An 18,419-nucleotide genomic window follows, 5' to 3' on the forward strand; every position below is an offset into this window, starting at 1 on the left:
AGCGAAGGCGGTTAATAAACCTCCGAAAAATTTATTTCGAAGCGCGCACATACCGTCGAGTGGAGGTGTTCCAAGATGGCATTCCCGACCACACCGTCAGGTTCGTGGACGAGTGACCTCGGTCTCCCGTCTCGCCTGTTCGGAACGGACGGGAGCGAGGATGGCTTCGAACTGTACGAACAGGAGGACGCTTTCGTCCTCAGCGTCGAGATGCCCGGCTTCGACCCCGAGGACATCGACCTCCGCTGGGACGACGGCCGACTCTACGTCGCCGCCGACCACACCGACGACGACCGCAGACGGCGGAAGCGGTACTATCGGTCGTTCCGCCTGCCCAAGCGGGTCGTCGACGCCGACATCGAAGCCGAGTACACCAACGGCGTCCTCGAAGTGACCATCCCCATCGCCGAGGGCACCGCCCCCGGCGAGGCCATCCCCATCGAGAGCTGACCAAACGAACGGTCGGCTCCGTAGCGTTCGGAATTCGCTGTTTTTTGAGCCTCAAACCGCCAGTAGCAACGCCAACGCGACGGCAATCCACACCACCTTCAGCGTCGTGTTCACGACGACGACTTTCGTGCCGAACTCCGTCCCCCAGATGCCAAACTGGAAGGGAATCGACCGCTTGAACGTCGAGACGGTGAAGGAGACGATGCCGCCGAGCAGCATCGTCGCGACGGCGGTTCGGGCGGTGAAGACGCCGTCCTCGATGAGCGGGGCGATGGTGATTGCGCCGCTCGTGGTGTCGAAGGCGTAGACGACGATGACGGGGACGGCCGCGGCGGGCAGGCCCGTCAGCGTCGCCAGCGGGTCGGCGGCGCCACCGGTCAGCGCTTCGAGGTCGTAGTACGTCGTCAACAGGACGACGAGGGTGTAGACGACGACGAGTCGGGGGAGGATGTCCCACGTCTTCTCGACGCCGGAGCGGCCGGCGTCGAGGAGTTTCCCCCGCGTCGTCTCGGGCGGCCCGTCGTCGCTCTTTCCACCGTCTGCTCGCGCGTCGGGAGTGGCCTCGCCGTCACTCTCGCCGCCCGTCATCGCCTCGGGGTCGACGTTCTTCGCCGAGAGCAACAGGGCCCCCAGCGCGACGCCGGTGAGCGTAATCGCGAGTGCGACGCCGGCACGCGCGCCGACGTACAGCAGGCCGACCCGGAGTCCGAGAATCGGAATCAGGACGGGCGCATAGAAGGTGAAGATGTGCTGAACGAAGCCGAAGAACGTGTTGATGGTGACGGCGACGAGCGTCGCACGGTCGTCGAGCAACCCGGAATCGCGGTACTCCGCGAGCATGCCGTAGCCGGCCGTCGTCGAGGCGGCCGTCGTGATGATGGCGCCGCCGACCTCGTCGGGAAGGTTCGCGGGGCCGGTCAGCGGCCGCGACAGCGTCGCGATGTAATCGATGACGCCGAAGGCGACGAGCAGGTTCGCGAAGGTAACCCCACCCGCGATGGCGACGGCGATGGTGAGCACTCGCGGCAACACGTCGCCGACGAGTAGTGAACCGATGCCGGGGGCCATTCGAGTAGAAACAGGGGCGGGGCGGTGGAAACGGTTGCGTTTCGGGTGGAGCGCGCCGGGACCCAATACGGACAGTTGTAGTCCGTTACAACGACCCGTATCAGTCCGCGCCGTCGCACTCTCGCCAGCCACAGGCGGGACAGTGTCGGCTCCCACCGGCGTCGACGGTCGGCGCCGAACACCGGAGGCAAGCGAGGACTTCCGTCGAGATTGCCATCACTCCTCCTCCACCTTGATATCCGCGGAGAGGCCCTGTGCCATCTCGATGTCCTTGGAGTTGTTCAGCGTCCACGCCGTCCGCTCGGTGACCGCCTCGATGATTTCGCGAGCGGAGGGGTAGCCGTTGCCGGATTTCTTCACGCCGCCGAACGGCAACTGTACCTCCGCGCCGATACACGGGAGGTTCCCGTAGGCCAGACCGAGTTCCGCGTGGTCGCGGTAGTAGTTGATTTGCCGGTAGTCCTCGCTGATTATCGACCCCGCGAGGCCGTACGGCGTCGCGTTCTGGAGTTCGACGGCGCGTTCGATGTCGCCGTCGTACTCGATGAGCGCGACGTGGGGACCGAACACTTCCTCGTGGATACACCGGAGATCCGGATCGTACGGCGTCTCGTAGACGAACGGGCCGACCCAGTGGCCGTCCTCGTGGCCGTCGGGAATCTCCTCGTCACCGAGGTCGGTTCGGTCGACCAGCACCTCGACGCCCTCCTCGCGGGCGAGGTCGTTGTACTTGCGAACCTTCTCGCGGTGCTCGGGTTCGATGAGCGGCCCCATGAACGTCCCCTCGTCGAGGGGATCACCGACGGCGACTTTCTCGACGGCGGCGACGAAGCGCTCCTTGAACTCGTCGTACACGTCGGTGTGAACGATGAGTCGCTCACTCGACACACAGCGCTGGCCGGTCGTCTTGAAACTCGACAGCACCGCCGCGGGCACCGCGAGGTCGAGGTCGGCGTGTTCGGTGACGACGACGGCGTTCTTGCCGCCCATCTCGCAGGCGGCGAGTTTGCCGGGCGTGCCGCCGACCGTGTCGGCGATGCCGTGGCCGACCTCCGCGCTGCCCGTGAACAGCACCGTCTCGATGTCGCTGTCGACGATGGCGGCGCCGGCGTCGCCGAATCCCTGAACCATGTTGAACACGCCGTCGGGAATCCCGGCGTCGACCATCAGCTCCGCGATGGCGTGGGCACACTTCGGCGTCTGTTCGGCGGGTTTCCAGACGACCGTGTTGCCCTCGACCAACGCGACCGCCATGTGCCAAAACGGGATGGCGATGGGGAAGTTCCACGGCGTGATACAGCCGACGACGCCGCGGGGACTCCGGCGCATGTAGGCGTCTTTCGCCGCGATTTCGGAGGGCACCACGTCGCCGTGAGGGTGGCGTCCGTTGCCTGCCGCCCACTCGACCATGTGGGCCGCCTCGACGATGTCCGCCCGACCCTCGCTTATTTCCTTGCCACACTCACGGGTGACGAGTTCGCCGAGTTCGTCCGTCCGCGCCTTCAGTTCCTCGTAGACGTCCCAGAGGTACTCCGCGCGGTTGGGGTAGGAGAGTTCGCGCCACTCCTCGAAGGCGTCGGCGGCGGCGTCGACGGCCGTCGCGACATCCTCCTCGGTCCCCCGAGGGAACGCACCGAGTGACTCTCCAGTCGCCGGGTTTTCGCTTACGAACGTCTCTTCTCCCTCGACCCACTCGCCGTCGATGTAGTGTGCGTGTGACTCCATACACCAACGTCCGTACGGACGGCAGAATACCCCACCCCGACCATGGTCAGCCCTGCCGAAACCGACCGCATCGGTGCCGCGAGCGGCCACCGCTTCCGACCATGGTCGGGTGACCTTCGACGGAAGACAGCGTCTTATTCTCTGCGTACGAACTGAGCATGATGGGCCAGGCACAGCCGGGGACCGGCACGCGACTCACGCTGGATCTGTGGCATCCGAACTGCTGGGCGATAGAGGCGACCGAGAAGACATCGGGCGGCGTCTTGGCACACGCGATATACAACACGCCGAAGGCCAACGTCGCAACCGACTCCGTCAACGGGCTGTTCACCGCCTTCGCGGACAGTACCGAGGAACTGGAAGAACTGCTCGCCGCCATCGAGGACTCCCCACACAGCGGCGAACTGCTGGAGTTACAGGAGCGGTTCGGGTCGGGCCACGCCGCCCCCGGCAATGTCGTCCGGGAGTTCTTCCTCGAGTACGACCCGAGCGACATGGTGTGTCCCGTGTTGCTCCAACACGGCTTCGTCCACAGCGAACCCGTCCGCATCGAGGACGGCCGGGAGTACTGGCAGGTGAGTTTCGCCAACGAACGCGCCGACATCGAATCGGCTCTGGATGGCGTCCGCACCGATGCCGGCGCGGAGGTCACCGTCGAGCGAATCACCTCCGGCGATGCCCGACGCCCGGAGCGACAGCGCCGACTCGATGCCCTGACGCCGACCCAACGCGACGTGTTCGAACTCGCACGCGAGCGGGGCTACTACGAGTGGCCCCGCGGCGTCTCGACGCGCGACCTCGCGGCGGAACTCGACGTTTCGAAGACGACGCTACTCGAACACCTCCGGAAGGCGGAGGCGAAACTACTCGACCCCCAGGCCCACGAGTAGCCGCTCACCGGCCGACGATGGCCCGCAGCGCGAACAGCGCGTTCGACTTCCGCTCCCGAATCCGTCGGTAGAAATACGAGAACCACTTGTTACCGTAGGGGACGTACTGATACACCGGCACGTCGCCGGCGAGGTCACGCTGGGCCGACTCCCGGACGCCCATCAGCATCTGCACCTCGTAGGGGGTGCCGTATTCGTCGTGCATCTCGGCGGCGTACTCGAGCATCGCGGGGTCGTGGCTGCCGACCGCGACCCCGTCGTCGAACTCCCGGAAGGCGAACTCGATACAGTCCCGGTAGGCGGCATCGACCGCCTCGCCGCCCTTGTGGGCGATCTCCTTCGGTTCGTCGTAGGCGCCCTTCACCAGTCGCACCTTTCCGGGGAGTTCGGCCAGCCGCTGGAGGTCCTCCCGAGTCCGCTTGAGGTTGGCCTGCACGCAGACGCCCACGTCGCCGTCTGTCTCGCGGGCGTGGTGTTCGAAGGCGTCGAGAGTCACGTCGGTCGTCGTGTGGTCCTCCATGTCTATCCAGACGAAACAGTCCCGCTGTTGGCCGGCGTCGACGATAGTCGCGAGGTTCTCACGGAAGGCCTCTTCGCCCACGTCGAGGCCGATTTGGGACGGTTTCACCGAGACGCAGGCGTCGACGCCCGCCTCGTCGATGTCGTGAATCAAATCGACGTAGGCCCGCGTGTCGGCATCGGCATCCGCCCGCGTCTCGTAGTGTTCGCCGAGGAGATTGAGGATGCCGGCGACGCCGTCGGCGTTGCAGTCCCGGATGTGGTCGATGGCCGTCGCGGCGTCCTCGCCGGCGACGAAGTTGCTCGCGATGGGGGGTAGCATACTCGAGGGTAGTGTCGTTTCGGGGTCAACCCCCACCCTACCATACGATTCGGTCGGATTTGTGAGAAAATAAGCCGCCTCCTCGGCCGTCGCCTCAGCCGCCGAGGTACAGTTTCGACACCTCCTCGTTGTCGAGGAGGCCGTCGGCGGTGCCCTCGTAGGCGACGGTCCCCTGGTCGAGGACGTAGCCGCGGTCGGAGATGTTCAGCCCCTTCGTCGCGTTCTGCTCGACCATCAGGATGGCCGTGTCCAGTTCGTTGACGGCGACGACGTCCTCGAACACCTCGTCGGCGGTGTTCGGTGCGAGACCGGCCGACGGCTCGTCGATGAGCAACACGTCGGGTTCCATCACGAGCGCGCGGGCGAAGGCCAACACCTGCCGTTGGCCGCCCGACAGCGTCCGTGCCTTCGCGCCTCGTTTCTCGTCGAGTATCGGGAACCGCTCGTAGAGGTTTCCGATTACTTCGTCGAGCCCCTCCGAGCGGGCGACCCCGCCCATCCGGAGGTTCTCGTCGATTGTCAGCGACCCGAAGACGTTGTCGGTCTGGGGGACGTAGCCGATGCCCTCCCGGACGATGTCCTCGGGGGCCATCCCGCCGATGTCGCGACCGTGGAAGTCGACGGTCCCCTCCCACGGTGTCAGCAGGCCGAACGCCGTCTTGAGGACGGTCGACTTACCGGCGCCGTTGGGACCGACGAGACAGACGATTTCGCCCGCGTCGAGGTGCATCGTCAGGTCGTCGAGGACCTGCACCTCGCCGTAGCCGCTGTCGACGCCCGACAGCGACAGCACGTGGTCGCTCACGCGCCACCTCCGAGGTACGCCTCGATGACGCGTGGGTCGCTCTGGACCCGCTGGGGTGGCCCCTCCATCAGGACGCTGCCCTGGTCGAGGACGATGACCGGGTCCGCGAGATTCATCACGAACTCCATGTCGTGTTCGATGAGCAGGAACGTCGTCCCCTGCTCGTTGAGTCGGCGAATCTGCTCGGCGAGGTCCTTCCGGAGCGTCGGATTGACGCCCGCGACGGGTTCGTCGAGCAGCAGCACTTCCGGTTCAGCCAGCATCGCCCGCGCCAACTCGACCAACTTCATCTGGCCGCCGGAGATGTCCGTCGCCGGCTGGGTCGCCAGATGGTCGAGTTCGAACTCCTCGAGGATGCGCTGGGCGTCGGCGAGGCTCTTCGATTCGTGCTCGCCGACCTCGCCTGGGGAGGTGAACAGTTTGATGAACGACTCGCCGGGTTGGTTCCGCGGCCCGACGAGCATCGCCTCCCGGACCGTCATCCCCTCCAGTTTCCGCGGCGTCTGGAACGTCCGGATGAGACCGTGGTCGGCGACCTGATACGGTTCGGCGCCGGTCACGTCGACGCCGTTGACCTCGACGGTGCCGCCGTCGGGTTCGTAAAACCCCGAAATGAGGTTGAAGATGGTCGACTTGCCGGCGCCGTTGGGACCGATGAGCCCCGTAATCGTGCCGCGTTCGACCTCGAAGGTCGCGTGGTCGGTGGCGACGAGACCGCCGAAGCGTTTCTGGAGGTCGTCGACGCGCAACACGACGTTGTCGGCCGATGTCTCGGAATCGTCGTCGAATTCGAACTCGCTTTCACTCATCGGTATCACCTGCTTTCGATTCGCGGACGCCGGATTTCGGCGTCTTCGGGGTCGAATCGTCGACGGAACTCGGCCATATCAACTCCCGCTGTGGCGGCAACACGCCCTGCGGTCGGAACCGCATGACGAGGATGATGATGACGCCGATGAGCAGCAGGCGCATCGGTGCGGGGTCGATGGGAAGTTCGGCGAACCGGACCGGCGAGATGCCGACCGGGACCTGAATTTCGTTGAGGAATCGAGTCCCCTCCCGGATGGTGACGACGAGGACGCCGCCGAACACCGCTCCACGGTTGGAGCCGCTGCCGCCGAGAATGACCGCGACCCAGACGTAGAACGTCGTGATGGGGTCGAGGTCGCCGGGGCTGACGAAGAGGTTCAGATGCGCGTAGAAGACGCCCGCGAGCGCCATGATGAGGCTCCCGAGGACGAACGACTGCATCTTGAACGAGTAGGTGTTCTTCCCGAGCGCTCGCGCGAGGTCCTCGTCGGAGCGGATGGTCCGCAGGACGCGACCCCACGGCGAGCGGTGGGCGCGTTTGAGAACGAAGTAGCTGACGCCGACGAAGACCAGCACCAGCGCGACGTTCAACAGCGCGCTCCAGAATGAGGTGCCGAGTCGAATCGGCGACCCCGGAATCACGACGATTTCCAGTCCCGGCATCACCTGCGGGAACGTCGATAACACCGGCCAGCCCTCGAAGAAACTCGGAATGCCGCGGACGCCCGCGCTGCCGTTGGTCCACTCCCGCTGGTTGAGGACGACGAGGCGGACGACCTCCGCGAGGCCGAGCGAGGCGATGGCGAGGTAGTCCGCTCGGAGTCGAAGCGTGGGAATGCCGATAATGACTGCGAGTACCGCCGCCGCGACGAGGGCGACGACGAGGCCGTATATCGGGTTGAACCCGCCGGCCAGCGGCGAGGTGCTGCCGCTCATCAGCGCCGCGCCGTAGGCGCCGATGCCGAAGAACGCGGCGACGCTGAAGTTGATGAGGCCGGTAAAGCCCCACTGTGCGTTCAGGCCGAAGGACAACAGCGCGTACATCCCCGCTAGACCGACGATGTAGAGGAAGTACGCGGGACCGAGGCCGCCGGTCACGAGGCCGACGACGAGCAGCGCGCCGAACAGCGCGATGAAGGCGACGACGCCCTTCTCGGCGACGGTGAGCGACGCCCAGTAGCCGGGGTCGTCTTCCGCATCGGCGTCGGCCGCCGGGGGTTCCTCCCCGTCGGTGGATGCGTCGGCCATTCAGACCGCCTCCCCGGCGATGCCGTTCGGTCGAACGAGCAACACCGCGACCATAATGACGAACGCGATGGCGTTCGCGTACTCGATGCCGATTGTGATGCCGACGGAGTCGGGGACGTACGGGAGGTACGCTCCGAAGTCGGTGAGCAGCCGGATATCGGAGAGAATCGGCGTCAACTGGTTTATCATCCCGATGAGGAAGCCGCCGAGCATCGCGCCGTACACCGACCCGATGCCACCGAGGATGACGGCCGCGAAAATCAACAGCAGGAGGTTGAATCCCATCCGCGGCGCCAGTTGGTTGAACAGCCCCAAGAACACGCCGCCGGCACCGGCGAGTCCGGCGCCGATGACCCACGCCAGCAGTTTGATGCGGTTCGTCCGGATGCCACTGACGCGTGCGAGGTCGGGGTTGTCGGCCATCGCGCGCATCTTCCGACCGAGGTCGGTGTGCTGCAACAGGACGTGGAGCCCCGTGACGAGTACGACCGCCGAGATGACGATGGCCACGTCGTGGACGGTCACCCGGATGCCGTAGGGGACGAACGCCTCGATGGGTCTGACCGCCTGAATCCCGTAGCGGGTGAAGTCGGCGCCGAAGCGAATCTGCACCAGCGCGCGGTAGACGAAGGCGACGCCGATGGAGGTGATGAGCAGGCCGATAGAGCCCACGTCGAGCGGTTTGTACACGAACCGCTCGGTCACCAACGCGACGACGACCGCCGCCGAGAGGCCGACGAGTAACGCGACGAAGAAGCCGTACGGAAGTCCGAGAACGGCCCCGCCGAGGCCGCCGACAGCGCCGAACGTCACCAGTGCGGCGTAGGCACCGACGGTCATCGTATCGCCGTGAGCGAAGTTCGCGAACCCGGCGATGCTGTATATCAGCGACAGGCCGATGCTCCCGAGGACGATGATACTGCTGAAGACGAGTCCGTTCGCCAGATATTCCAGAAGCGGCATCGGTCGTTAGGACTCGATGAAGCCGGTTCCGACGTAGTCGTGGTCCTCGACGGTGAGAATCTGCAGGAACCCGACGGGGTCACCGTTCTCGTCGAAGTCGATGGGGCCGCTGACGCCCTGATAGTCGACGTCGGATGGGCCGCCACCGTCGGCGAGAATCTGGCTTGCTGCCTCGAAGGTAGTCACCTGCTCGCCCTCGGGGCGCGTTACGTCGCGGACCGTCTCCTGGAGCGCCGCGCCGGTGAACTCGTCTGCGGCCTGAATCGACAGCGCCGCGGTGACGACACAGTCGTAGGCGTAGGCGGACCACGCGGTCGGCTGTTCGCCGTACTCCGACTCGAAGGCGGAGGCGAACTCCTGGTAGTTCTCCTGTTCGACGGGCGCCGAGGGGACGACGATTTTCATGCCGTCCATGCTGCCCTCCGGCGTGTTCTCTAAGACGTTGTCGCCGGAGACGGAGTCGGCGCCGTAGAGCTGCGCCTCGTAGCCGCTGGAGAACGCCTCGTTGACCATCGTCGCGAACTCCGCCTGATAGGTGACGAACAGCCACGCGTCGGCCCCGGAGCCGTCCATCTCGGAGACGACGCTCGAATACGACTGCTGTTCTTGGTCGTGGGGCGTGTTGTAGACGACTTCCCCGTCGTAGGCCTCGACGAAGGCGTCGGTGAGGCTCTGACCGTAGTCGTTGTTGACGTAGGTAATCGCCACCTCGTCGTAGCCGTCCTCTTCGATGATGTCCGCCAGCGCCACCGACTGGGTGCGGCCGGTCGGCGACATCCGAAGCAGACCGGGGAACTCCGTGAGGTTCAGCCCCGTGGAGTTCTGGCTCAACTGCACCACGTCGGTGCCCTCGATGACGCTCTCGTAGATGGCCAGCGACACCCCGGAGCCGACGGCGCCGATGAGGAACGGCACCGAGTCCTGGTTGACGAGTTTCTGGGCGGCGGAGACGCCGCCTTGACTCTGGCCTTCCGAGTCCTCGACGACGATGTCGAGTTCACGACCGTCGATACCGGCGTCGTTGACTCGTTCGAGTGCGAGGTCCTTGCCTCGTTGGTTCCGCTCGCCGAACGCCGACAGCGAGCCGGTGAGGGCGTCGACCATCCCGATAGTGTAAGGGTCGTCGCTGCCGCCGTCGCCGTTTCCATTACCGTTGCCGTCGTCGCCGTTGCCGTTGCCGTTACCGTTGCCGTTACCCTCGTCGTCGGTCGTGCTGACACAGCCGGCCAGCGACACCAACCCTGCCGCACCCGTCGCTTTCAGTACACTCCGCCGATCCATCCAGTTCGTGATATCCTCTCTCATGGGCGTCTACTGGAGAGGTAACGGCACCATGGGGGTTAACCCGCTACCGACCATGGTAGGTCCATCGGAGAATTACCCTCCCATCGGCCGGCAGAGGCGACGAGTCCCGATACTCAGCGGACGGCGTCGAGGCCATCGGATGCGACCCGAATCGCGTCCTCGGCGGCGTCGACGAAGCCGAGAAGTTGGACGAAGCCGTGAATCATGTCGTCGTACTGGGCGTGGAACACTTCGTTGCCGGCGTCCTCCAGCGCCTCGGCGTAGGCGTCGCCCTCGTCCCGAAGCGGGTCGAAACCGGCGGTGACGACCGTCGCCGGCGGCAGCCCCGAGAGGTCGTCGGCCAGAAGTGGGGCGAGGTACTCGTTTCGGGAGTGGACCGGCGACTGGACGTACTGGTCCTGGAACCACTCCATCGTCTCGCGTTCGAGGAAGTACCCCTCGGCGTTCTCCTCGCGGCTCTCGTACTCCTCGAACGGCGACCCACAGACGGGGTAGAACAGCACCTGGTGGGCGATGTCCGGCCCCACAACGTCGTCCGTCACGTCGAGTTCGGCGTCACGGGCCATCAGCGAGACGCCCGCCGAGAGGTTCGCGCCGGCGCTGTCGCCGCCGACCGCGAGCGTGCCGTCCCCGCCGAACGCCTCGGGGTTTTCGTCGACGTACTCGGTGGCGGCGTAGGCGTCCTCCAGCGCCGCGGGGAAGGGGTCTTCCGGCGCCAGCCGGTAATCGACGGAGACGACCGTCCAGCCGCTCTCCTCGGCCAGTTTCTGACAGACGTTGTCGTGGGTGTCGAGTCCGCCGACGACGAAGCCGCCGCCGTGGAAGTACGCGAGAATCGGCCGGTCGCCCTCGCCGGGCTGGTAGACGCGGGCGTCTAACTCGCCGGTCGCACCGGCGACGGTGGTGTCGTACTCGTCGTACACCTCGTAGGAGGGCGTGAAATCCGCGACGGCGTCGAACTGTTGGCGGGCACCCTCGACGCCGACCTCTTCGAGCGCCGGCGTCTGGTTGACCATGTCGAGGATGGGCTGTAGCTGTGGATTGGGTTCGTCTGCCATGCCATCCTGTTTTCGCGCGGACACTTGAGCCTATGTGCCGCCGCAGATACGGCTGGAAGTCAACCCCGTCGCCTCAACACGCCATGTTGGTCGTGGCCCCACGGGAGCGGACCGACCCGTCGGCAGCGAGGAGAACCGCGAAGTTCGAGTCGTTGCAGTCGATTCGCTCCTCGGATACCTCCACAGTCGTCTCGTGGCGCTCCGAACGGACGTGGACCCGATAGCGGGCGCGGAAGGCGAACCGAATACCGAGATACGCCGAATTGGAGACCGAAACGGTCGTCTCGTAGAGTTTCTCGCCGTCGGCGACTTCGATAGTGACCGTCGTCTCGACGGGGTCGTCGGTTTCGGCCGCGACGGTGACCCAGTGAGAATCATCGCCCGAGCCGACGGCGAGCAGTTCGACGGTCTCCCCGTCGGGAACCGTCCCGGCGTCGAGTTCGTCGAACAGCCACATCAGTCGGAGCGACGCTTGGTCGGAGTCCAACGTCGAAACGTCGGGATAGGCTCCGACCGTCGAGCGAGCACGGTCGAGACACCCGGCGAGAGACAGGGTACCCCCGACCGGGAGCGCACGGAGGAGTTGGCGGCGGCGCACACCTGCCACATTTCTATCAAGCGGTAAGTATTTTCTTCAGGAAGCGGCCTCAGAAATCGATGCGGAGATACGACGTGTCGTTGCGGTAGTTGTACGCCTCGACGACGGTGCCGGCGGCCGAGAGGACAACAAAGGCGAGTACGACGATGCTCCCGTCGGTCGAGACGTGCCACAGCGCGAACACGACGGTCAGCCACGCCGCGTTGGCGACGTTGAAAAGCGGGTGATTACGGACCGAATCGAAGGCACTGGCGAGGAGGTACGCGGCGACGAGGACGCTCATCGCGACGAACGTCGGCTCCAGCGGTTCGTCGCTGAAGGAGACGGCGAGGCCGACGACGGCGAGGAAGACGACGAGGACGACCAGTCGATACACACTCGCCCGACCGAAGGGCGTAGACAGCGGCATGAACGGAGGTGGCCGCGTGACCACTAATCGTTTGCCGTGTGAGCCCCCTCACTCCCGAATCTCGGAGAGCCCTCGGGAATCTCCTTCCTCGAAGTGGGCGTCGAGATAGTCCAACACCGCCTCGTAGGCCTCGATTTCGGCGGTTCGCTCGGTGGCCGCATCCAGCCGGTCGTCCGCTATCGCGTCGACTCGCTCGGCCTCGGCGTCCTGCTTTCGTTCTTCGAGGAACGACCGGAGGCGGTCGCTCCTGATTCGGTCTACGTCGGAATCCAACACGAACCGCGTTTCGGACGGCGACGACTTGAAACCGTGGCCGCCGAATCAGAACGCTTCAGTCGCCGAACGGCCCCATCCCGCCGAGGCCGCCGCCACCGCCGCCACCGCCGCCGCCCTGCATCTGTTTCATCATCCGCTGCATGTCGCCGTCGCCCATCCCCTGGAACTGCTTCATCATCCGGCTCATCATCTTGTGCTGTTCGAGCAACTCACGGATGGTCTCCTCGTCCTTCCCGGAACCGCGGGCGATGCGCTCGATTTGGCTCTGACCGATGGAGCGGGGGTTCTCCAGTTCGTTCTCGGTCATCGAATCCATGATGACATCGAAGTCCCGGAGACGGTCCTGGGTCATGTCCATCGCATCGTCGGGGAGTTGGTCCTTGATGCCGCCGCCCAGCCCCGGAATCATGTCCATCACCTGGTCGAGCGGGCCCATCTTGTTCATCGCGTTCATCTGGTTCCGCATGTCCTTCAGGGTGAACTCCCCTTTCATCAAGTCCTCGGGGTCCCAGTCTTCCTCCTCTTGGGTCTCCTGCATCGCGCGTTCGACCCGCTCGGAGAGCTGTTTGAGGTCGCCCATCCCCAGCAGTCGGGAGATGAAGCCCGAGGGTTCGAACCGCTCGATGTCGCCGACCTCCTCGCCAGTACCGAGGAAGGCAATCGAGGAATCCGTCTGGTCGACGGCGGCGAGGGCGCCGCCACCTTTCGCCGTCCCGTCGAGTTTCGTTATCATCACGCCGTCGATACCGACCGAACCGTGGAACCGTTCGGCCTGGTCTTTCGCGCCCTGACCGATTGCGGCGTCTAAGACGAGCAGGTTCCGATCGGGGTCGACGACCGACTCGATTTGCTCTAACTCCTCGATGAGGTCGTCTTCGAGGGCGTGTCGACCGGCCGTGTCGACGATGCGCACGTCGGCGTCTTCCGTCGCTTCGAGGCCCTTCCGGGCGATGTCGACGGGGTCGTCGTTGTCCGGGTCGCCGTAGAAGTCGACCTCGGCACGTTCGCACATCTGTTTGGCCTGGTCGTAGGCGCCGGGGCGGAAGGTGTCGGTCTGGATGACCGCCGGACGGAGGCCCTTCTTCGAGAACCACCACGCCATCTTCGCGGCGCTCGTGGTCTTCCCCGACCCCTGAAGGCCAGCGAGCATGATGGTCTGTTCCTCCAGCGGGAGTTCGGTCGACTCGCCGACGAGTTCGACCATCTCCTCGTAGACGATTTTGAGGACGTGGTCTTTCGCCGTCGTGCCGGCCGGCGGTTCCTCCTGCAGTGCGCGCTCCCGGATGGAGTCCGAGAGGTCCATCACGAGCGAGACGTCGACGTCGGCGGAGAGCAGGGAGCGTTGAATCTCCTTGACGATCTCCTCGACGTCGTCCTCGCTCAGGGTCGTCTTGCCCTGTAACTTGTCGAGCGTTCCCCGGAGGGAACTGCCCAAGTCGTCGAGTACCATTTACACTCCGTACGCTACCCAGCCGGTAAAGGCTTTGTTCGTTGCGACGGCCTCAACCCCCGGCGAGCCGAGCGTCGAGCGCCGGGACTGCCTCACGACGTACCCATAGCTCGATGGCGGCGGTGCCGAGCAACAGCGGCACCGCGGCGGGCCACAGGAGACTCGCTGCCGACCCGACCGTATCGCCGCCGGAGGGCTCCGACAGGAAGGACCCGACTTCGACAGCCGCGAAGAGAAGCGGCGAGAGCAACCCGAATCGAGCGACGAGCGCGACTGGTAACCCGACCACGAGAAGGGGGCCGAACGCGACGAACGCGAGTTCCGCCAGTGGCGCGACGTACCCGTCGACGCCAATCGACCGCGCGACGACGCTGAAATCGTCGCCGCCCGGTGAGAGCACGTGGACCATCCCAGTCCACAGCGCACCGACGACGATACCGGCCGCGAGCGATGCTTCCGTCGCCGCCGACAGTCGGACCTCGTTGCGGCCGAGCAGTCGCCGACACCCGTATTCGACTCCCCCGGCGACGAGGACACCGGGGAGGACGACGGTGCCGAGCAGCGATAGCTCGATGGTCACGAGCGGGACGGCGAGGACGGCCGAAAGAACCGGCGCGTACAACCGGAGGGCAACGAAGAGCGCCGCGCCGCCGAGGAGGGCCGTTCCGACGGCGACGGCCACTGCCGGTCTCGAGGGGAGCGTTCCAATCGCGACCATCTGGAGGCCGAACAGGGCCACCGACACCGCCAGCGTGACGGTCGGAGATGGAAGTGGGCTGTCAAACGGAAGAGAATCGAGGAGGGCCATACGCGGCGCATCGGCCGCCGTCGAAATGAGCGTTCGGTCGCTGACCGCGAGTCCCCCGAGTGAAAGACCTACCACCGCGGCGTCCGACTGACGGATATGGAGCCGATTCAGGCCGCCGACTATCACGATATCGTTCAGGTGTCGGACCCCCGGCTGTCGCCCGACGGCGAGACGGTCGCGTTCGTCCACGAGGACCCGGTAGACGACGAGAGCTACGACCGGAACGTCTACACCGTCCCAGCAGACGGCAGCGCCGACGCCGAACCGTTCACGACCGGCGACAGCGACACCGAGCCGCGCTTTTCGCCGTCCGGCGACCGACTGGCGTTCGTCCGGAGCGACGACGAAACCGCCGAGGTGTACGTCGTCCTCACCGACGGCGGCGAGGCCCGACAGGTGACCGACGTGGTCGGCGACGTGTCCTCGATAGCGTGGCGACCGGACGGCGAGTCGTTGGCGTTCACCCAGCGCGTCACCGAAGCCGAACGCCGGGCGGGTCAGGACCTCGCGGTCGAGGACGACTACGAGCGGGAGACCCCGGACCCTCGCGTCATCGACCGGATGGTGTACCGTGCCGACCAGCAGTACTTCGACGGAACGCGGAGTCACGTCTACACCGTCGACCTCGATTCGGAGGCGGTAGAACGCCACACCGACGGCGACTTCGACTTCGTCTCGCCGACCTTCGGCGACGCGGAGACGCTGTACTACGGCGTCAAACGCGGCGATGAACCCGACGACTCCATCGAGTACGACATCGATGCCTTCGACCTCGAAACGATGGCCCGCGAGACGGTGACGACGACGACCGCCTGGGAGTTGGACATCGAGGCGACCGCCGACGGAACCCTCGCCTACCCCTACACCGAACCCGACCGGCCGACCATCCGACAGCGGGAAATCGAGGTGTTCGACCGCGATACAGACACAGCGGTCCGACCGACCACAGGCATCGACCGCATGGCCGGCGCCTTCGCCTTCGACGGCGACTCGCTGCTGTTCTCGACGCCCGACGAAGGCCACCGGACGGTTCGGCGCGCGGCGGTCGAAGACACCGACGCCGAGGACATCGAGGTCGTCGTCAGCGAGGGCGACGTGACGGCCTTCGATGCCCGCGACGGCAGCGTCGTCGCGACGAAAAGCGAGTGGAATCACCGCGGCGACGTGTTCCTGACCGAAGAAGGCGATGAGCGCCGGCTTACGACCGTCAACGACGAGTATCTCGACACCCACCACGTCGCCGAACCAGAGGAAATCCGCTTCGAGAGCGACGACGGCGTCGAGATACAGGGGTGGGTGCTTCATCCCCCGGAGTTCGACGAGAGCGAGACCCACCCCCTCGCCGTCGAGATTCACGGCGGCCCCCACGCGATGTGGTCGACGGCCGGAACGATGTGGCACGAATTCCAGACGCTCGCGGCCCGCGGCTACGTCGTCTTCTGGTCGAACCCACGTGGGTCGACCGGCTACGGCGAGTCGTTCATGGCCGCCATCGAACGCGACTGGGGAGCGGTGACGAGTCGGGACGTGCTCGCCGGTGTCGACGAAGTGTGCGAACGCGACTACGTCGACGACGCCCAGCAGTTCCTCACCGGCGGCTCCTTCGGCGGGTACATGACCGGCTGGCTAATCGGCCACACCGACCGCTTCGCCGGCGCGGTCGCCCAGCGCGGCGTCTACGAACTCACCTCCTTCTACGGGTCGACCGACGCCTTCCACCTCGTCGAGTGGGACTTCGACGCGACGCCGTGGGAGGACCCCGAGTTCCTCTGGGAGCACTCACCAGCGGGCCACGTCGAATCGGTCGAGACGCCGACGCTCGTCGTCCACGCCGACGACGACTACCGCGTCCCCGTCAACAACGGCGAACTGTTCTACCTGTTCCTCCGCAAGCAGGGCGTCGACACCCGACTCGTCCGCTACCCTCGCGAGGGCCACGAACTGTCTCGGTCCGGCGAACCCGACCACGTCGTCGACCGGCTGGAGCGCATCGCCCGCTGGTTCGACGGTTACTCCGAGTACCACGACGCTCCACCGGCGCTCGAACGGGGCGACGACGGTCTCTCGGGGAGCGAAAACGGCGACGGAGCGTAACGTCGCCGCAGTCGACAGCGATTTGACCGAACGCGAAAACCGATAGACGTGTTCGAGGCCGCCACGCTCGCGGTGTATCTGACCGCCGCTGTCGCCCTGATTCTGACGCCGGGGCCGGATACGGCGTACGTCCTCGCACGCGGCGCCGGCGAGGGCCGACGCGCCGGCGTCCTCTCTGCACTCGGCGTCTCGACGGGGATTCTCGTCCACACCGCCGCGGCGGCGTTCGGCCTCGCCACGCTGTTTTTCGCCGTCCCCGAGGCCCGAATCGTCGTCGTCACGCTCGGTGCCGTCTACCTCGCGTACCTCGGCGTGCAGTCGCTTCGCGCCGCCGACGGCGACACACGGGAGTCGACGGCCGGAAACCCCTTCCTGCAGGGGCTGACGGTCAACGTGTTGAACCCCCAAGTCGCGCTGTTCTTCCTCGCCTTTCTACCCGGGTTCGCTCCCGAGGCGAATCCCGCTGCTGGCATGCTGATACTCGGCGCGCTGTACGCCGTCATCACCGCCGCCTATCTCGGCTGTGTCGGTGCACTCTCGGGACAGTTCGGCGGCGACAGCCCGTGGCTGCAGCGCATCTCGGGGGTCGTCCTGCTCGGAATCGCCTGCTGGCTCGTTTTGTAGTGCCTTCGACCCGAAAACAGAGGGCACGGCTGAGGTTTATATATGGAGCCGCGGCCACCGACGGCCGTGACGTAACCCGAACCCGCGGCGAACACGGCGAGAGTCCGGTGGCCCGCCGCGGGAACGCGCTGTCGTGTCCGACCACCGGCTGTCAGCCCAACCGAATCGGTTCGCTCGTCGGTTCGATTGACACCGAAACCGACTCACCGACCGAGAAGTCGTGGCCATCGTGGAAGACGAGTTTCGCGCCGAACGGTACCTGCGAGGCGAACAGCGATAGCCCCGTCGCTCGGACATCGTTGGCGTAAACGGCCACGTCCTCCCAGCGAAGGCCCCGTCCCGTCGCCTCGCCGATGGTCGTTCCGAGCAGCGACACCGACCCCTCGTGTTGGCGTAGCGCTCCGCCACCGGCGTAGTGGGGAAGCCCACCATCAAGCGGAACCCCCTCGTCGCTGGACAGCGCCGCGAACCCCTCCACCGAGTACGTCGGCCCGTCGAGTGAGACGTGGGTCGGCCCCGTCTCCAGCACTTCGCCGGTACCGTCCCACGGCACGCCAGCGACGGCCACGTCCAACTCCAACGGCAGCGACCCCGAGGCACGCCGGAGGTTCTGGTCGTGGCTCCGAAATCCGAGGTGGACGTGGTTGTCGACCCACTGGCCGAAAAAGCCCGAGCGGACGAGCGTGCCGAGCGACTCGCCGACTGCGACCGACTCGCCCGCTGAAACCGCCGGGTCGACGTGGAGGATGCGGGCAACCACGTTGCCACAGTCGACGAGTATCAGGTGGTCCTCGTCGATGGCGTACGGTTTCGGCGGGCAGCGAACCGTTCGCGTCTCGATGACTTCACCGGCGACTGGCGAGACGGCCTCGTCGGAGCCGGGGTAGAAATCGACGGCACAGCCGCGGTCGTGTGCCGGGTACGGCGAGTTGTACAGCGAGAACCGCTCGTAGCGTTCGACGACCGACGCCGGCAGCGTCACCATACCCCGGCTTCG

19 protein-coding genes are annotated in these 18,419 nt (G+C 65.8%); 4 read left to right on the top strand and 15 right to left on the bottom strand.

Annotated features, from left to right (window positions below; translation table 11 throughout):
* Nucleotides 1-75: 75 nt before the first annotated feature.
* Nucleotides 76-450 (top strand): Hsp20/alpha crystallin family protein, encoded by a 375-nt coding sequence (locus tag HWX69_RS01125; protein WP_178915232.1) that lies wholly within the window; start codon nucleotides 76-78, stop codon nucleotides 448-450.
* A 51-nt stretch (nucleotides 451-501) separates the two neighbouring features.
* On the opposite strand, the gene HWX69_RS01130 is transcribed toward HWX69_RS01125, so the two are convergent.
* Both HWX69_RS01130 and HWX69_RS01135 read right to left on the bottom strand, forming a co-directional pair.
* Nucleotides 502-1,518 carry a nucleoside recognition protein gene (locus HWX69_RS01130; protein ID WP_178915233.1) on the bottom strand — a complete coding sequence of 339 codons (1,017 nt, stop codon included), beginning with the start codon at nucleotides 1,516-1,518 and terminating at the stop codon, nucleotides 502-504.
* Between the two features lie 216 nt (nucleotides 1,519-1,734).
* Complete coding sequence (locus HWX69_RS01135) at nucleotides 1,735-3,243, bottom strand: aldehyde dehydrogenase family protein (protein ID WP_178915234.1); 1,509 nt, start codon at nucleotides 3,241-3,243, stop codon at nucleotides 1,735-1,737.
* A gap of 161 nt (nucleotides 3,244-3,404) precedes the next feature.
* On the opposite strand from HWX69_RS01135, the gene HWX69_RS01140 reads away from it, so the two are divergent.
* Nucleotides 3,405-4,133, top strand: coding sequence for a helix-turn-helix domain-containing protein (locus tag HWX69_RS01140; RefSeq protein WP_178915235.1), 729 nt, complete (start codon nucleotides 3,405-3,407; stop codon nucleotides 4,131-4,133).
* A gap of 4 nt (nucleotides 4,134-4,137) precedes the next feature.
* On the opposite strand, the gene HWX69_RS01145 is transcribed toward HWX69_RS01140, so the two are convergent.
* From HWX69_RS01145 to HWX69_RS01200, 12 genes are all read right to left on the bottom strand, one after another.
* The gene (locus tag HWX69_RS01145) at nucleotides 4,138-4,974 is read right to left on the bottom strand and encodes a proline dehydrogenase family protein (RefSeq protein WP_178915236.1); all 837 of its coding nucleotides are present in this window, start codon (nucleotides 4,972-4,974) and stop codon (nucleotides 4,138-4,140) included.
* Nucleotides 4,975-5,068: 94 nt separating this feature from the next.
* The gene (locus HWX69_RS01150) at nucleotides 5,069-5,779 is read right to left on the bottom strand and encodes an ATP-binding cassette domain-containing protein (protein ID WP_178915237.1); all 711 of its coding nucleotides are present in this window, start codon (nucleotides 5,777-5,779) and stop codon (nucleotides 5,069-5,071) included.
* The gene (locus tag HWX69_RS01155; protein WP_178915238.1) at nucleotides 5,776-6,588 is read right to left on the bottom strand and encodes an ABC transporter ATP-binding protein; all 813 of its coding nucleotides are present in this window, start codon (nucleotides 6,586-6,588) and stop codon (nucleotides 5,776-5,778) included. Before HWX69_RS01155 ends, HWX69_RS01150 begins: the two co-directional genes overlap by 4 nt.
* Nucleotides 6,581-7,837 (bottom strand): branched-chain amino acid ABC transporter permease, encoded by a 1,257-nt coding sequence (locus HWX69_RS01160; RefSeq protein ID WP_178915239.1) that lies wholly within the window; start codon nucleotides 7,835-7,837, stop codon nucleotides 6,581-6,583. The genes HWX69_RS01155 and HWX69_RS01160 overlap by 8 nt, the downstream gene beginning before the upstream one ends.
* Nucleotides 7,838-8,800 (bottom strand): branched-chain amino acid ABC transporter permease, encoded by a 963-nt coding sequence (locus HWX69_RS01165; protein WP_178915240.1) that lies wholly within the window; start codon nucleotides 8,798-8,800, stop codon nucleotides 7,838-7,840.
* A 6-nt stretch (nucleotides 8,801-8,806) separates the two neighbouring features.
* A complete protein-coding gene (locus HWX69_RS01170; RefSeq protein ID WP_178915241.1) occupies nucleotides 8,807-10,105 on the bottom strand; it encodes an ABC transporter substrate-binding protein in 1,299 nt (432 codons plus the stop codon).
* Nucleotides 10,106-10,218: 113 nt separating this feature from the next.
* Complete coding sequence (locus tag HWX69_RS01175) at nucleotides 10,219-11,163, bottom strand: alpha/beta hydrolase (RefSeq protein ID WP_178915242.1); 945 nt, start codon at nucleotides 11,161-11,163, stop codon at nucleotides 10,219-10,221.
* A 73-nt stretch (nucleotides 11,164-11,236) separates the two neighbouring features.
* A complete protein-coding gene (locus HWX69_RS01180; protein WP_178915243.1) occupies nucleotides 11,237-11,761 on the bottom strand; it encodes a hypothetical protein in 525 nt (174 codons plus the stop codon).
* Nucleotides 11,762-11,810: 49 nt separating this feature from the next.
* Nucleotides 11,811-12,170, bottom strand: coding sequence for a phosphatidate cytidylyltransferase (locus HWX69_RS01185; protein ID WP_178915244.1), 360 nt, complete (start codon nucleotides 12,168-12,170; stop codon nucleotides 11,811-11,813).
* Nucleotides 12,171-12,218: 48 nt separating this feature from the next.
* A complete protein-coding gene (locus HWX69_RS01190; protein WP_178915245.1) occupies nucleotides 12,219-12,446 on the bottom strand; it encodes a hypothetical protein in 228 nt (75 codons plus the stop codon).
* Nucleotides 12,447-12,501: 55 nt separating this feature from the next.
* A complete protein-coding gene (locus HWX69_RS01195; RefSeq protein ID WP_178915246.1) occupies nucleotides 12,502-13,896 on the bottom strand; it encodes a signal recognition particle protein Srp54 in 1,395 nt (464 codons plus the stop codon).
* Between the two features lie 52 nt (nucleotides 13,897-13,948).
* Nucleotides 13,949-14,704, bottom strand: coding sequence for a hypothetical protein (locus HWX69_RS01200; RefSeq protein WP_178915247.1), 756 nt, complete (start codon nucleotides 14,702-14,704; stop codon nucleotides 13,949-13,951).
* Between the two features lie 96 nt (nucleotides 14,705-14,800).
* Between HWX69_RS01200 and HWX69_RS01205 the strand changes: the two genes are divergently transcribed.
* A complete protein-coding gene (locus HWX69_RS01205) occupies nucleotides 14,801-16,798 on the top strand; it encodes a S9 family peptidase (RefSeq protein WP_178915248.1) in 1,998 nt (665 codons plus the stop codon).
* A gap of 48 nt (nucleotides 16,799-16,846) precedes the next feature.
* Nucleotides 16,847-17,422 (top strand): LysE family translocator, encoded by a 576-nt coding sequence (locus HWX69_RS01210; protein ID WP_218644646.1) that lies wholly within the window; start codon nucleotides 16,847-16,849, stop codon nucleotides 17,420-17,422.
* A 151-nt stretch (nucleotides 17,423-17,573) separates the two neighbouring features.
* Here HWX69_RS01210 and HWX69_RS01215 read toward each other — a convergent pair whose 3' ends face one another.
* Complete coding sequence (locus HWX69_RS01215; RefSeq protein ID WP_178915249.1) at nucleotides 17,574-18,407, bottom strand: hypothetical protein; 834 nt, start codon at nucleotides 18,405-18,407, stop codon at nucleotides 17,574-17,576.
* Between the last annotated feature and the right edge of the window lie 12 nt (nucleotides 18,408-18,419).

It is taken from the genome of Natronomonas gomsonensis (assembly GCF_013391635.1).
Classification (GTDB): domain Archaea; phylum Halobacteriota; class Halobacteria; order Halobacteriales; family Haloarculaceae; genus Natronomonas; species Natronomonas gomsonensis_A.

Coding starts and splice junctions, on each gene's coding strand:
- HWX69_RS01125 (WP_178915232.1), top strand. CDS start 76: ATGGCATTCCCGACCACACCGTCAGGTTCGTGGACGAGTGACCTCGGT.
- HWX69_RS01130 (WP_178915233.1), bottom strand. CDS start 1,518: ATGGCCCCCGGCATCGGTTCACTACTCGTCGGCGACGTGTTGCCGCGA.
- HWX69_RS01135 (WP_178915234.1), bottom strand. CDS start 3,243: ATGGAGTCACACGCACACTACATCGACGGCGAGTGGGTCGAGGGAGAA.
- HWX69_RS01140 (WP_178915235.1), top strand. CDS start 3,405: ATGGGCCAGGCACAGCCGGGGACCGGCACGCGACTCACGCTGGATCTG.
- HWX69_RS01145 (WP_178915236.1), bottom strand. CDS start 4,974: ATGCTACCCCCCATCGCGAGCAACTTCGTCGCCGGCGAGGACGCCGCG.
- HWX69_RS01155 (WP_178915238.1), bottom strand. CDS start 6,588: ATGAGTGAAAGCGAGTTCGAATTCGACGACGATTCCGAGACATCGGCC.
- HWX69_RS01160 (WP_178915239.1), bottom strand. CDS start 7,837: ATGGCCGACGCATCCACCGACGGGGAGGAACCCCCGGCGGCCGACGCC.
- HWX69_RS01165 (WP_178915240.1), bottom strand. CDS start 8,800: ATGCCGCTTCTGGAATATCTGGCGAACGGACTCGTCTTCAGCAGTATC.
- HWX69_RS01170 (WP_178915241.1), bottom strand. CDS start 10,105: ATGAGAGAGGATATCACGAACTGGATGGATCGGCGGAGTGTACTGAAA.
- HWX69_RS01175 (WP_178915242.1), bottom strand. CDS start 11,163: ATGGCAGACGAACCCAATCCACAGCTACAGCCCATCCTCGACATGGTC.
- HWX69_RS01185 (WP_178915244.1), bottom strand. CDS start 12,170: ATGCCGCTGTCTACGCCCTTCGGTCGGGCGAGTGTGTATCGACTGGTC.
- HWX69_RS01195 (WP_178915246.1), bottom strand. CDS start 13,896: ATGGTACTCGACGACTTGGGCAGTTCCCTCCGGGGAACGCTCGACAAG.
- HWX69_RS01200 (WP_178915247.1), bottom strand. CDS start 14,704: ATGGCCCTCCTCGATTCTCTTCCGTTTGACAGCCCACTTCCATCTCCG.
- HWX69_RS01205 (WP_178915248.1), top strand. CDS start 14,801: ATGGAGCCGATTCAGGCCGCCGACTATCACGATATCGTTCAGGTGTCG.
- HWX69_RS01215 (WP_178915249.1), bottom strand. CDS start 18,407: ATGGTGACGCTGCCGGCGTCGGTCGTCGAACGCTACGAGCGGTTCTCG.